The sequence below is a fragment of the Enterobacter sp. E1 genome (assembly GCF_016809815.1).
Classification (GTDB): Bacteria; Pseudomonadota; Gammaproteobacteria; order Enterobacterales; family Enterobacteriaceae; genus Enterobacter; species Enterobacter adelaidei.
The window spans coordinates 250,802-264,128 of record NZ_JAFBJM010000002.1; the positions used below are offsets into that span (position 1 = coordinate 250,802).

The window sequence follows — 13,327 nt, forward strand, 5'->3', positions numbered from 1 at the left end:
GGTCACGGTGAGGGGACGATTACATCTCGCAGTAGCGCAGAAAACGCTGCAAAGAGCTGGAAAGATGCTTCTGCCGATGATGGATACACCAGAGCGTGCGCACCAGTTGCGGCAGTGGAACGGGGACTTCGACCAGCGAGCCCGTCTCAAGCTGCTCGGCAATGACCCGCCGGGAAAGGCAGCTAATACCTAAACCATGACGTACTGCATGTTTAATCGCCTCGGAGTTCCCCAGCTCCATCCCTAACTGGAAATGCGGCAGATGGGAAAGCAGCAGATAATCGACAATTTCACGCGTGCCAGAGCCCTGTTCACGCAGTATCCACTGCGCCTGTGCCAGTCTTTCCAGCGTGACTTCGCCCTGTAGCAAAGGCGAGGCCGGAGAAGCGAACACCACCAGTTCATCTTCCAGCCAGGGTTCAGCAATGATATCGACGTTGTGGCAGGGTCCTTCGATAAGACCGATATCCACACGAAAATCGATCACTGCGTTGATGACATCCTGGCTATTACCAACGCTCATCTCCAGCGGCAGGGTCGGAAAATCCCGGCGGTAGCGGGCAATCACTTCCGGAAGGATGTAGTTCCCAATCGTACTACTGGCAAACACGCGGATCGCACCGTTGTCTTCACGGAACAGCTGTTCGATTTCGGTAGCCTGTTCAAGCAATGCCAAAGCACGCGGGTAGAGCAGACGACCATGTTCGTTGACGACTAAGCGTTTCCCTACCCTGTCGAAAAGCTGAACGCCTAGCTGTCCTTCGAGATCGGTCAATGCCGCGCTGACCGCAGATTGAGAGAGAGCCAGCATCTGCGAGGCCTGCGTCGTCGACCCACTCTTCAGCACTTCGGCGAAAACTTCCAGCTGACGCAATGTAATGTGCATGGTTGCTTACCACTTATATAGATTAATTATAAGTATATAATCAATTTTATTTTTAAACCAGAGCGACGTAGTCTTTAGCCAGACAAAGGAGAAGGTTATGTCAGAACTCACCTTACAGCATCATCGTACATTGTGGCACTTCGTGCCGGGTCTTGCGCTCAGCGCAGTGGTAACCGGCATCGCGTTATGGGGCGGCAGTATTCCAGCCATCGCTGGAGCAGGTTTTAGCGCCTTAACACTGGCGATATTGCTCGGCATGGTCGTGGGAAATACCATTTACCCACGCATCTGGAAATCCTGCGATGGCGGCGTGATTTTTGCCAAACAGCACCTGCTGCGCCTCGGGATTATTCTTTACGGTTTTCGTCTTACCTTTTCGCAGATCGCCGATGTCGGCGTCAGCGGGATTGCTATCGATGTCCTGACCCTGACCAGCACCTTTTTACTGGCCTGTTTTATTGGTCAGAAAGTCTTTGGTCTGGATAAGCAAACCAGCTGGTTAATCGGTGCAGGGAGCAGTATTTGTGGTGCAGCAGCGGTGCTGGCAACAGAGCCTGTCGCTAAAGCTGAATCCAGTAAAGTGACAGTTGCAGTGGCAACGGTGGTGATTTTCGGTACGCTGGCGATTTTCCTCTATCCGGCTATGTATCCACTGGTGGCCCACTGGTTTAGCCCGGAAACCTATGGCATCTATATCGGCTCGACCGTGCATGAAGTCGCGCAGGTGGTGGCAGCGGGTCACGCCATTAGCCCGGATGCAGAAAACGCGGCGGTAATTGCCAAAATGCTGCGCGTGATGATGCTGGCGCCCTTCCTGATTTTCCTGGCAGCACGGGTAAAACAGCTGGCTCCAGCGGGCAGTAATCAGAAAAGCAAAATTACCATTCCGTGGTTTGCGATCCTGTTCATCGTGGTGGCAATTTTTAACTCCTTCCACCTCCTGCCCAAAGCGGTAGTGGATATGCTGGTGACGCTGGATACCGTTCTGTTGGCGATGGCGATGGCGGCATTGGGTGTAACGACGCATGTCAGCGCGCTGAAAAAGGCCGGTGCAAAACCGCTGCTGATGGCGCTGGTACTCTTTGTCTGGCTGATAGTCGGCGGGGGTGCGATTAACCTTGTGGTCCATAGCCTGATGGCATAAACCACTACATCCTTCTCCTGTTAACCCGCTATCATAAGCATTTCGGGTTAACAGGAGTCCCTTTATGAAATATGTTGGAGCGCACGTTAGCGCTGCCGGTGGCCTTGCGAATGCCGCCATTCGCGCTGCCGAAATCGAGGCGACCGCTTTCGCCCTGTTCACCAAAAATCAGCGCCAGTGGCGCGCTGCACCGCTCACTGCAGACGTGATTGATGATTTTAAAGCCGCCTGCGAGAAGTATCATTACGGGCCGGGTCAAATCCTTCCTCACGACAGCTACCTGATCAACCTCGGCCATCCGGTTGAAGAGGCACTGGAAAAATCCCGCGAGGCGTTTCTTGATGAAGTCCAGCGCTGCGAACAGCTTGGACTGACGCTGCTGAACTTCCACCCAGGGAGTCATCTGATGCAAATTGATGAAGATGCCTGTCTGGCGCGCATTGCCGAATCCATTAACATCACGCTGGATAAAACCAAAGGTGTCACTGCGGTGATTGAGAACACTGCCGGTCAGGGTAGCAACCTCGGCTTTAAGTTCGAACATCTGGCGGCGATTATCGACGGCGTTGAGGACAAAAACCGTGTCGGCGTGTGTATTGATACCTGCCATGCCTTTGCGGCCGGCTACGATCTGCGCACAACCGAGGCAACGAAAAACACGTTTGATGAGTTCGAGCGCATAGTTGGCTTTAAGTACCTGCGCGGAATGCACTTAAACGATGCGAAAAGCGCTTTTGGCAGCCGCGTTGACCGCCACCACAGCCTTGGCGAAGGCAATATTGGTCATGATGCGTTTCGCTTTATCATGCAGGACGCCCGCTTCGACGGCATTCCGATGGTGCTTGAAACCATCAACCCCGATATCTGGGCAGAAGAGATTGCCTGGTTGAAGGCGCAGCAGACCGCTGAACAAATGGCATAAAAAAAGCCGGGTTGCATTTGCACCCGGCTTTTTTGTTGTTTACTACTTAGGCTGCTTTCGCGACCACTTCCGCTTCCGGACGTTTCAGCACGGCGTAAGACAAACCCGCCACCAGCGTACCGGCAACAATCGCCATCAGGTACCCCAGAACCGGGGTGATAGCGCCTGGGATCAGCAGAACAAACAGACCACCGTGTGGAGCCATCAGTTTCGCGCCAATCGCCATCGAGATTGCACCTGTCACAGCACCACCCACGATACAGCACGGTAATACACGCATTGGGTCGCGCGCCGCGAACGGAATCGCCCCTTCGGTGATGAAGCACAGACCCAGGACCAGTGCCGCTTTGCCGCCTTCCTGCTGCGCTTTGTCAAACTTACGGCGGGCAACAATCGTCGCCAGACCGAGAGCCAGAGGAGGCACCATACCTGCCGCCATGATGGCTGCCATTGGCGCGTAGGTCTGGGTACTCAACAGGCCAACACCAAAGGCGTACGCCGCTTTGTTCACCGGGCCACCCATGTCGGTACACATCATGCCACCGAGGATTGCACCCAGCAGAACCGCATTGGCGGTACCCATGGTTTGCAGCCAGTGGGTCAGACCCGCCAGAATACCCGCAACCGGCTTACCAATCAGGTAAATCATTGCCAGACCAACCACCAGGCTGGAAATCAGCGGGATGATCAGAATCGGTTTCAGCGCTTCCATACTCTGTGGCAGCTTGAGCTTCGAGCTGATGAGCTTCGCGACGTAACCGGCCAGGAAACCGGCAATGATACCGCCGATAAAACCAGAGCCCGTGCTCACCGCCAACATACCGCCGATAAGACCTGGCGTCAGACCCGGACGGTCAGCAATGGAGAAGGCGATAAAGCCCGCCAGCACAGGCACCATCAGCGCGAACGCAGAACCCCCACCAATCTGCATTAATGCAGCTGCCAACGTCCCCTGCTCTTTAAATGCGGTGATACCAAACGCGAATGACAGCGCGATACACAGACCACCCGCAACCACCATCGGCAGCATGTAAGAAACACCAGTCAGCAGGTGGCGATAAGCGCCTGCTGACTCTTTCTTACCTTCAGTCGCACTTTGACTGGTGCCCGTTGCCTGATACGGCTTCGCTTCAACCAGCGCTTTATCAAACTCCTGAGCGGTCTTTTTCAGTGCCAGACCTGTCGAAGTGCGGTACATCGGCTTACCGGCAAATTTCGCCAGATCCACTTCGATGTCTGCCGCCACAATCACCAGATCGGCCTCAGCCACTTCTTCTGGGGTGATGGCATTGCCGGCACCCACGGAGCCGCGCGTTTCAACTTTTACCCACCAGCCGCGTTTTTTCGCTTCGGTTTCAATGGCTTCAGCCGCCATAAAGGTATGAGCTACCCCTGTAGGACAGGCCGTCACCGCAACAATGCGTTTTGGTCCAGAAGCCGCAACCGGTGCCGCAGCAACAGGGGCGCTGTAAACAGACGCGTGACCTTTTGCTTCGCTCAGGAACAGTTCAGGGTGTGCCACCGCACGATTAATGTCGCCCAGCCAGACATTTTTGCCATTAAGCGCACTGTCAGCCGGGATTTTATCGCCCAGAACAATGACCAGTTCGGCATCGCCCGGGTTATCAATCATCTCGAGATGTGCTTTGTTCGCCGCCGCTCCCAGCAAGGTCTTCGCCATATAGGCGCGAGCCTGTCCGAGACCGGAGTCAATGATCAGCAGCGTTTTCATTATTCCTCTCCTGCTGTTAGTTAAAAGGTTTTAAGTCAACGCGCGCCATCATCGCGGCTAACTGGGTACGATCGGTAATACCGACATTGCTCTGGCTTACGGCCAGGGCAGCAACGGCGGTGGCAAGACGTAAAGTATGTTCACTGGATTCACGCATCAGCAGACCATAAATCAGGCCGCCAACCATGGAATCCCCTGCGCCGACGGTGCTGACAACATCGACCGACGGCGGTTTGGCGATCCATTCGCCAGAAGCGTTAACCCACAACGCTCCTTCTGCACCAAGAGAGATAACTACGTGGGCGATACCCTGCTCGCGCAGCGCATGGGCAGCATCAATCACATCTTTTAATTCTGGCAGCTTACGACCGGCCCAGATCTCCAGTTCGCGGCGATTAGGCTTCACCAGCCACGGTGACGCTTTCAGTCCCGCGACCAGTGCATCACGGCTACTGTCAAAAATAATGCATGGACACTGGCTGCGCAGGCGCGTCATCCAGTCGGTAAATGCTTCCGGACTGACGCCGGACGGCAGGCTACCGCTGACGCACACCATGTCGAACTGACCAAGCCAGGTCAGAGAATCGTTAACAAAACGCTCCCAGTCTGACGGCGTCACTTCGAAACCCGAGAAGTTCAGATCGGTCACTTCGCCGTCTTTCTCCGTCAGCTTGACGTTGATACGGGTGCGGCCCTGAACAACCTGAAAACGGTTGGCAATGCCCAGCTCGCTGAACAGCTGCTGGAAACCATCCTGGTTATCTTTACCGAGGAATCCACCCACGGTGACATCAATACCAAGGTCCTTGAGCACTTTCGCGACGTTAATCCCTTTACCCGCAGCATGCAGGCCAGTGGTACGCACGAGGTTTACTTCGCCGCGCTCAATCTCCGGGCAAAACCCCACCAGGTCATAAGCCGGGTTCAGCGTAATAGTCGCAACACGTCTGCTCATTATGCGCCCTCCCCCAGACCTGCCGCGATGGCGTCGCCAATCGCCTTCAGAGCCTGTTCAGCATCCGCACCCTGTGCGGTGAAACGCAGACGGTGACCTTTCTTCACGCCCAGCGCGACAACTTTCATCAGACTACGGCCGTTGGCCGGTTTACCTGTGCCATCAAGGTTGGCCACGGTGATCTCACTTTCAAATTGTTTAATGGTATTTACCAGCATGGTACCTGGACGGGCATGCAGGCCGTGTTCGTTACGCACCACGAATTCAGCGTTAAGAACATCGTCAGTCAGCGCATCATCGCTGGTCAGCAGAGCCAGCACCGTCGCCGCATCTGCGTTCAGCAGTTTTTCAGCTTTGTTATTCAGCAGCAGATCGCCCAGGCGCTTCAGCACGGAAACCGGCTGTTCATCGTTCATCGCCACGGTCAGCAGCATGGCCGCACGCTCGCCGTCGACGTCAAACGCATTTGCCGCACGACTCACGGCGATAGCGCTACGCAGGTTGCCTTCAGCACTGTCGTTCAGCCAGATACCCTGACCGAGATTCAACGGCTTATCATTGATTACGCGTGTCACAAATGTGGCATCTGCCGCACCGGCTTCTTTCAGGCGACCGGCATTCAGCGCCTGGAGTGTCACCAGATCGGAGGCGGCTACATCCAGCGTCAGCGTTTCATTATCCAGTTTCAGCGCTTCACTCTGTTTTTCGCCCATCAGCAAGGCGCGCAGCTCTTCAGCAGTCGTTGCTGACTTCAGCTGTTCAGCAACGGAATCATCGCTCAGTACGTGGGTCAGCTGACGCAGCAGGCCTAAGTGTTCGTCGCTGCTGGCCGCGATACCGATGGCCACATACGCCACCTGACCTTCACCCCAGAGCACGCCCTGTGGGAACTGATAAACCTTCACCCCGGTTTTCAACACCTGGTCGCGGGTGTCGGTTGTGCCGTGCGGAATAGCAATGCCATTGCCGAGGAAGGTTGAGGTCTGCTGCTCACGCGCCAGCATGCCATTTACATAACCGTCCGCGACGTTACCTGCCTGCACAAGGGCAGCGGCAACCTGGCGAATGGCCTCTTCTTTATCCCCGGCCTGTGCGCCCGGGTGGATATCCTGAACAGATAACTGGAACATGGTTCTCCACTCCTGCTGAAATTGAATCGTTTCAGCTTTAATGAGAAAAAATGCGCTAGCCTGCTCCGTTTGCTTAAACAAGATAGCGCTGAAACGTTTCAAAAAGTCTTGCGCTTTCTGCAATGCCTTGCAAGTAAACTCGTATTTCTGATCTCAGAATTTAGAGATACAGCACATTTCTTCTTCGTTCAGCTGAATATTGCTGAAGTTCAGCAAGTCAGTTTCAGCTAAGGTCAGCCAAACCTTCTATAAGTTGAAATGCCATTTTGATTTTTCGTGGCGTAATTGACCGCACCCTCTGTTTATTTAATGAGTGCCAGCGTAAACTCCGCCTCTCTCTGTCACTCGTTAATTATAAAACATGCATAACACCCCCGCGGCCACCTCGCCAAAGCCCTTTGATTTGACTTCAGCGGCGTTCCTGATTGTTGCCTTTTTTACGGGTATTGCCGGTGCGTTACAGACGCCGACGCTGAGCTTATTTCTGACCAATGAGGTTCACGCTCGTCCGGCCATGGTGGGTTTCTTTTTTACCGGAAGCGCCATCATCGGCATTCTGGTGAGTCAGTTTCTGGCGGGCCGATCCGACAGAAAAGGCGATCGTAAAAGCCTGATTGTCTTTTGCTGTCTGCTTGGGATGCTCGCCTGCGTTCTGTTTGCATGGAACCGCAACTATTTCATTTTGCTGTTCATCGGGGTATTTCTGAGCAGCTTTGGTTCGACGGCTAACCCGCAGATGTTCGCACTTGCCCGCGAGCACGCCGACCATACCGGGCGTGAAGCGGTGATGTTCAGCTCGGTAATGCGTGCTCAGGTGTCGCTGGCATGGGTGATCGGCCCCCCGCTGGCTTACGCGCTGGCGATGGGGTTTGGTTTTACGGTGATGTACCTGAGTGCGGCTGTCGCATTTGTGGTATGTGGCGCGCTGGTGTGGTTCTTTCTGCCGTCGATGCGCAAAGAGCCCAAAGTGGCGACGGGGACGCTGGAAGCCCCGCGCCGCAACCGCCGCGATGCCCTGCTTCTGTTTGTTATCTGCACCCTGATGTGGGGCACTAACAGCCTGTATATCATCAATATGCCGCTGTTTATTATTGATGAACTGCATCTGCCAGAGAAGCTGGCAGGTATCATGATGGGAACAGCGGCCGGGCTTGAGATCCCGACGATGCTCATCGCAGGCTATTACGCAAAGCGCTTCGGCAAGCGTTTTCTGATGCGTATCGCCGCTGTCGCCGGTCTGCTTTTCTATATCGGTATGCTGACGGTACATACGCCAGGGTTGTTGCTGGCTTTACAGCTGCTGAACGCTATCTATATTGGCATTCTGGCCGGGATTGGCATGCTCTATTTCCAGGATCTGATGCCGGGTCAGGCGGGCTCGGCCACGACCCTTTATACTAATACCACCCGTGTGGGCTGGATTATCGCAGGCTCAATGGCGGGGGTCGTCGCAGAAATCTGGAACTATCACACGGTGTTCTGGATTGCGCTGGTGATGTGCACGCTGACGATTGGCTGTCTTGCGAGGATTAAAGACGTTTAAGGCGCGGTGAGCGATTCCAGCTCGAGCAGATACGTCATCGCCTGCGCTCGCGTGCTGCCACACATTTCGGCTGTTGGCTGAAGTCCGGAGCAAACCTTCGGGCGCAGGGGCGAACCAAAGATCATACACAGGTTAGTTTCAGAGAGCTGAACGCAGCGGGTATTGGCAGGCTTGCCCTCTGGCATTCCTGGAATGGGGCTTGAAATGGACGGTGCGGTACAGCACGCGCCGCAATCTGGACGACAATCCATAAACGCTCTCTTTCGCTGACGAAGGCCCGCGCAGCCGGGCATCGCGCGCACAGTAACACCTTTTGCGTATTGATAGCAAAAGCCACGAATTCCTCTTGCCTGAAAGGCCGCGCACGAGTAATTTGGCGCGATATTTTTTACCTTCCGTATACAGGATTACTGCAATGCCAAGAGCGAACGAAATTAAGAAAGGTATGGTACTGAATTACAACGGCAAACTGCTGATTGTGAAAGATATCGATATTCAGGCACCTAGCGCCCGTGGTGCAGCGACGCTGTACAAAATGCGTTTCGCCGATGTGCGTACCGGTCTGAAAGTTGAAGAACGTTTTAAAGGTGACGATATCGTTGATACCGTGACACTGACCCGTCGCTATGTCGATTTTTCCTATATCGACGGCAACGAATACGTGTTCATGGATAAAGAAGATTACACCCCGTATATCTTCACCAAAGATCAGATTGAAGAAGAGCTGCTGTTTATTCCTGAAGGCGGTATGCCAGACATGCAGGTTCTGACCTGGGATGGAGTGCTGCTGGCTCTGGAACTGCCTCAGACCGTCGATCTGGAAATCGTTGAAACGGCACCGGGTATCAAAGGCGCATCTGCAAGCGCCCGCAACAAACCAGCAACCCTGACAACTGGACTGGTTGTGCAGGTGCCAGAATACCTGTCTGCAGGCGAGAAAATTCGCATCCATATTGAAGAAAAACGCTATATGGGTCGTGCTGACTAACACAAAAAACCCGGCTTTGCGCCGGGTTTTTCTTTTACAGCAAGTCAGGATACTTCGTCATCTTCAGCGCCAGCTCTATGCCGCGCACTTCCGCCATCCCTTTCAGACGACCGATTGCCGAATAACCTGGGTTCGTTTTCTTACGCAGATCGTCCAGCATCTGATGCCCGTGATCCGGACGGAATGGAATAGGACGCACATCGCCAACCTGCTTACGACGTACTTCTTCCGCCAGGATGGCATCCACCACCGCGACCATATTTACATCACCGCCAAGGTGCGCTGCCTCGTGGAAGGTTTTTGGGTTCTCTTCACGACAGGTCGCGCGCAGGTGAGTAAAGTGAATACGATCGCCGAAGGTTTCAATCATCCGCACCAGATCGTTATCCGCACGCACGCCGTAGGAGCCGGTACACATGGTAAAGCCGTTGTAGATGCTGTCTACCGTCTCTTTCAGCCACTGCATATCTTCAATCGTCGAGACGATACGCGGCAGGCCGAGAATAGGACGCGGAGGATCGTCCGGATGTATCGCCAGGCGAACGCCCGCTTCTTCTGCGACGGGCACAATCGCGCGCAGGAAGTACGCCATGTTTTCACGAAGCTGATGCTTATCAATGTCGCCATATTCCGCCAGACGTGCACGGAACTGATCCAGCGTATAGCCCTCTTCCGCACCTGGCAGACCAGCAATGATATTGCGGGTCAGCTTTTCGATGTCCGCGTCACTGGCGGCGTTAAACCACGCGCGCGCCTGCTGCTGCTCTTCCGCGGTGTAATCCGCTTCGGCGCCAGGACGTTTCAGAATGTGTAGTTCAAATGCCGCAAAGGCAATTTGATCGAAACGCAGTGCTTTTGAACCGTCCGGCATCTGATATTCAAGGTCAGTGCGCGTCCAGTCCAGGATAGGCATGAAGTTATAGCACACCGTATCAATGCCGCATGCCGCCAGGTTGCGAATACTCTGCTGATAGTTGGCAATCCAGGTCTGGTACTCCCCTGAATGGGTTTTGATATCTTCGTGAACCGGAATGCTTTCCACCACAGACCAGGTTAATCCCTTCTCTGCCAGCAGCGCCTGACGCTTTTGAATTTCATCAACCGGCCATACCTGGCCGTTAGGAATATGATGCAGCGCCGTGACGACACCCGTTGCGCCAGCCTGACGCACATCATCAAGAGAAACCGGATCGTTCGGCCCGTACCAACGCCAGGTTTGTTCCATTGCCTCACCCTCTTAAGTTGTTATACCAATATGCGTTACCGCAATGACGACTACCATACATGTTTACCATGAAGGGTCAACATACCGCCACGCATTGATTGATCAAACTCACAGAACAGGGATATTTACGGCTTACCAATTTTATTTGCTGTCATATAACTTTACACTGGCATTGTTAATTAATGGTTAATCAGGTGTGTATCTCATGAAGACAATTGCCTCCACCGCCCTTCCTGCCCATGTTCAGCAACCGCGCTACGATCGTCAGCAATTACGCTCTCGCATCGTCCATTTTGGCTTTGGCGCGTTTCACCGTGCGCACCAGGCATTGTTAACAAATCGGGTGCTGAATGAGAAAGGCGGTGACTGGGGAATATGTGAGATTAGCCTGTTTAGCGGTGATGTGCTGATGAGCCAGCTGCGTGCGCAGGATCACCTGTTCACCGTTTTGGAGAAAGGTGCAAAAGGAAATGAGGCAATTATCGTCGGTGCCGTCCATGAATGTCTGAACGCAAAGCTGGACTCTCTGCCCGCTATTATTGAGAAATTTTGTGAGCCTCAAGTGGCGATTGTGTCGCTCACCATCACGGAGAAAGGTTATTGCATCGATCCCGCCACCGGTAAATTGGATCTGCAAAACTCGCGGATTATCCACGATCTGGAAAATCCATCTGAGCCGCATTCCGCCCCGGGGATCCTTGTCGAAGCGCTCCATCGTCGCCGTGAGCGCGGCTTACCTGCTTTTACCGTGCTTTCTTGCGACAATATCCCTGACAACGGCCATGTGGTGAAAAATGCCGTTCTGGGAATGGCGCAAAAACGCTCTCCGGCACTCGCTGCGTGGATTGATAGCCACGTGAGTTTTCCCGGAACCATGGTCGACAGGATTGTTCCTGCTGCAACAGAGGCCTCACTGGCAGAAATCACCGAAACGCTCGGCGTTGAAGATCCGTGCGCCATCAGCTGCGAACCGTTTATTCAGTGGGTGGTGGAAGATAATTTTGTTGCCGGCCGTCCGGCGTGGGAAGTGGCGGGCGTCCAGATGGTGCAGGATGTTCTGCCGTGGGAGCAGATGAAGTTACGCATGCTTAACGGCAGCCACTCTTTCCTGGCTTATCTCGGGTATCTCGCCGGCTATGCACATATCAATGAATGTATGGAAGACGCAGCCTTCCGCGAAGCCGCCCGTCGGCTCATGCTGGATGAACAGGCACCCACATTACGCATTAAGGATGTCGATCTCACCGCATACGCCGATAGCCTGCTTGAACGCTTTGCTAACCCGGCCTTGCAGCACCGTACCTGGCAAATTGCAATGGACGGTAGCCAGAAACTGCCTCAGAGAATGCTGGACGGGATCCGCGTCCATCTTGAGCGAAAAACGCCGTGGCCGCTGCTGGCTCTGGGCGTGGCCGGCTGGATACGCTACGTCAGCGGGACTGACGAACACGGAAACACAATTGACGTCCGCGATCCCCTCAGCGATAAAATCCGCGCGATTGTTGACGCCAGCAGCGACGACGATCGCGTCAACGCGCTGCTGGGGCTGAACGAGGTCTTTGGACACGATCTCGCCCAAAATAGCGTTTTTGTTGAAGCTGTCAGCCAGGCTTATCAGCGCATTGCCCGCCACGGTGCACGTCAGGCTGTTATTGAAACGTTAAATCTTTAACGATTATTGCGCTTAACACGAACGGAGGTGACCTCCGTTCGCCCTTCCCCTTCTCATTGCGCCCTTTTTTCGCCAGGATAAGAGATAATTGTTATAGCATCACAATTCTCTTCTGGAGCGCACGTGACCAAAACCAACCTCATCACCGGTTTTCTCGGCAGCGGTAAAACCACCTCAATTCTTCACCTGCTGGCGAACAAAGATCCGGCCGAGAAATGGGCCGTTCTGGTCAATGAATTTGGCGAAGTGGGCATCGACGGCGCATTACTGTCGGACAGCGGCGCAATGATCAAAGAGATCCCCGGCGGATGCATGTGCTGCGTCAATGGCTTGCCAATGCAGGTAGGACTCAATACCTTGCTACGTCAGGGAAAACCCGATCGCCTGCTGATTGAACCCACCGGGCTGGGTCACCCGAAGCAGATCCTTGATTTACTGACCGCACCGGTTTACGAGCCGTGGATTGATCTGCGTGCCACCCTGTGCCTGCTCGATCCTCGCCAGCTTCTGGATGATAAAGCGGTGGCCAATGAGAACTTCCGCGATCAACTCGCCTCAGCAGACATTATCGTTGCTAATAAAGAAGATCGCGCCACGGCTGAAAGCCAGGCCGCGCTGGACGCGTGGTGGCAACATTTCGGGGGTAATCGTCAACGGGTGCAGACCACTCAGGGGAGGATTGATAGCGCCCTGCTTGACCTTCCTCGTCTGAACATAGCGGAACTTCCGGCCAGTGCAGAGCATGCCCATAGCCACCCGGTGAAACAAGGTCTGGCTGCCCTCAGCCTGCCGGAACACCAGCGCTGGCGTCGTAATCTGAATAGTGGCCAGGGGTATCAGGCCTGTGGATGGATCTTCGATGCAGATACCGTTTTTGACACCATCGGGATCCTTGAGTGGGCCAGACTTGCTCCGGTCGATCGCGTTAAAGGGATCATGCGCACACCAGACGGACTGGTACGGATCAATCGTCAGGGTGAAGATTTCTTTATTGAAACGCAAAATGTCGCCCCGCCGGACAGCCGAATTGAGTTAATTAGTGCGGTTAACGCCGACTGGAATGCCCTGCAGTCCAGCCTGTTGAAGCTTCGTTTAAGTTTGGGCGGCTAACGTTGCCCCTGTTTTCACTC

The 13,327-nt window shown here is 54.2% G+C and carries 12 protein-coding genes; 6 read left to right on the forward strand and 6 right to left on the reverse strand.

The annotated features are described in order from the left end of the window. Positions 1-19 precede the first annotated feature (19 nt). The gene (gene yieE / locus JGF26_RS07370) at positions 20-886 is read right to left on the reverse strand and encodes a DNA-binding transcriptional regulator YeiE (protein ID WP_128347436.1); all 867 of its coding nucleotides are present in this window, start codon (positions 884-886) and stop codon (positions 20-22) included. A 97-nt stretch (positions 887-983) separates the two neighbouring features. Here yieE and JGF26_RS07375 point away from each other — a divergent pair, with 97 nt between their 5' ends. Then, positions 984-2,030: a YeiH family protein gene (locus tag JGF26_RS07375; RefSeq protein ID WP_128347435.1), complete on the forward strand. Its 1,047-nt coding sequence runs from the start codon at positions 984-986 to the stop codon at positions 2,028-2,030. A gap of 64 nt (positions 2,031-2,094) precedes the next feature. Further along, positions 2,095-2,952 carry a deoxyribonuclease IV gene (gene nfo, locus JGF26_RS07380; RefSeq protein ID WP_028016301.1) on the forward strand — a complete coding sequence of 286 codons (858 nt, stop codon included), beginning with the start codon at positions 2,095-2,097 and terminating at the stop codon, positions 2,950-2,952. A gap of 46 nt (positions 2,953-2,998) precedes the next feature. Here the strand turns inward: nfo and fruA are convergent, their stop codons facing one another. The 3 genes from fruA to fruB are packed head-to-tail and all read right to left on the reverse strand — an operon-like array spanning position 2,999 to position 6,769. Beyond that, positions 2,999-4,684 carry a PTS fructose transporter subunit IIBC gene (gene fruA, locus JGF26_RS07385; protein ID WP_028016300.1) on the reverse strand — a complete coding sequence of 562 codons (1,686 nt, stop codon included), beginning with the start codon at positions 4,682-4,684 and terminating at the stop codon, positions 2,999-3,001. Between the two features lie 16 nt (positions 4,685-4,700). After that, positions 4,701-5,639: a 1-phosphofructokinase gene (fruK, locus tag JGF26_RS07390; RefSeq protein WP_014170919.1), complete on the reverse strand. Its 939-nt coding sequence runs from the start codon at positions 5,637-5,639 to the stop codon at positions 4,701-4,703. Continuing rightward, positions 5,639-6,769, reverse strand: a complete 1,131-nt coding sequence (fruB, locus tag JGF26_RS07395; protein WP_134707822.1) for a fused PTS fructose transporter subunit IIA/HPr protein — start codon at positions 6,767-6,769, stop codon at positions 5,639-5,641. The genes fruK and fruB overlap by 1 nt, the downstream gene beginning before the upstream one ends. 361 nt (positions 6,770-7,130) lie before the next feature. On the opposite strand from fruB, the gene setB reads away from it, so the two are divergent. Beyond that, a complete protein-coding gene (setB, locus tag JGF26_RS07400) occupies positions 7,131-8,312 on the forward strand; it encodes a sugar efflux transporter SetB (RefSeq protein WP_028016298.1) in 1,182 nt (393 codons plus the stop codon). Here the strand turns inward: setB and JGF26_RS07405 are convergent. Continuing rightward, on the reverse strand, positions 8,309-8,563 hold the full coding sequence (locus tag JGF26_RS07405) for a YkgJ family cysteine cluster protein (protein WP_032666680.1): 255 nt from the start codon (positions 8,561-8,563) through the stop codon (positions 8,309-8,311). The two genes, setB and JGF26_RS07405, sit on opposite strands and share 4 nt — an antisense overlap. Before the next feature lie 164 nt (positions 8,564-8,727). On the opposite strand from JGF26_RS07405, the gene yeiP reads away from it, so the two are divergent. Further along, positions 8,728-9,300 carry an elongation factor P-like protein YeiP gene (gene yeiP, locus JGF26_RS07410; protein WP_008500940.1) on the forward strand — a complete coding sequence of 191 codons (573 nt, stop codon included), beginning with the start codon at positions 8,728-8,730 and terminating at the stop codon, positions 9,298-9,300. Between the two features lie 34 nt (positions 9,301-9,334). Here the strand turns inward: yeiP and uxuA are convergent, their stop codons facing one another. Further along, positions 9,335-10,525 carry a mannonate dehydratase gene (uxuA, locus tag JGF26_RS07415; RefSeq protein WP_049008194.1) on the reverse strand — a complete coding sequence of 397 codons (1,191 nt, stop codon included), beginning with the start codon at positions 10,523-10,525 and terminating at the stop codon, positions 9,335-9,337. 205 nt (positions 10,526-10,730) lie between these two features. On the opposite strand from uxuA, the gene JGF26_RS07420 reads away from it, so the two are divergent. Continuing rightward, the gene (locus tag JGF26_RS07420; protein ID WP_203250361.1) at positions 10,731-12,197 is read left to right on the forward strand and encodes a fructuronate reductase; all 1,467 of its coding nucleotides are present in this window, start codon (positions 10,731-10,733) and stop codon (positions 12,195-12,197) included. A 123-nt stretch (positions 12,198-12,320) separates the two neighbouring features. Beyond that, entirely contained in the window at positions 12,321-13,307 is a 987-nt protein-coding gene (locus tag JGF26_RS07425) for a GTP-binding protein (protein ID WP_028016295.1), read from the forward strand. Positions 13,308-13,327: the final 20 nt, after the last annotated feature.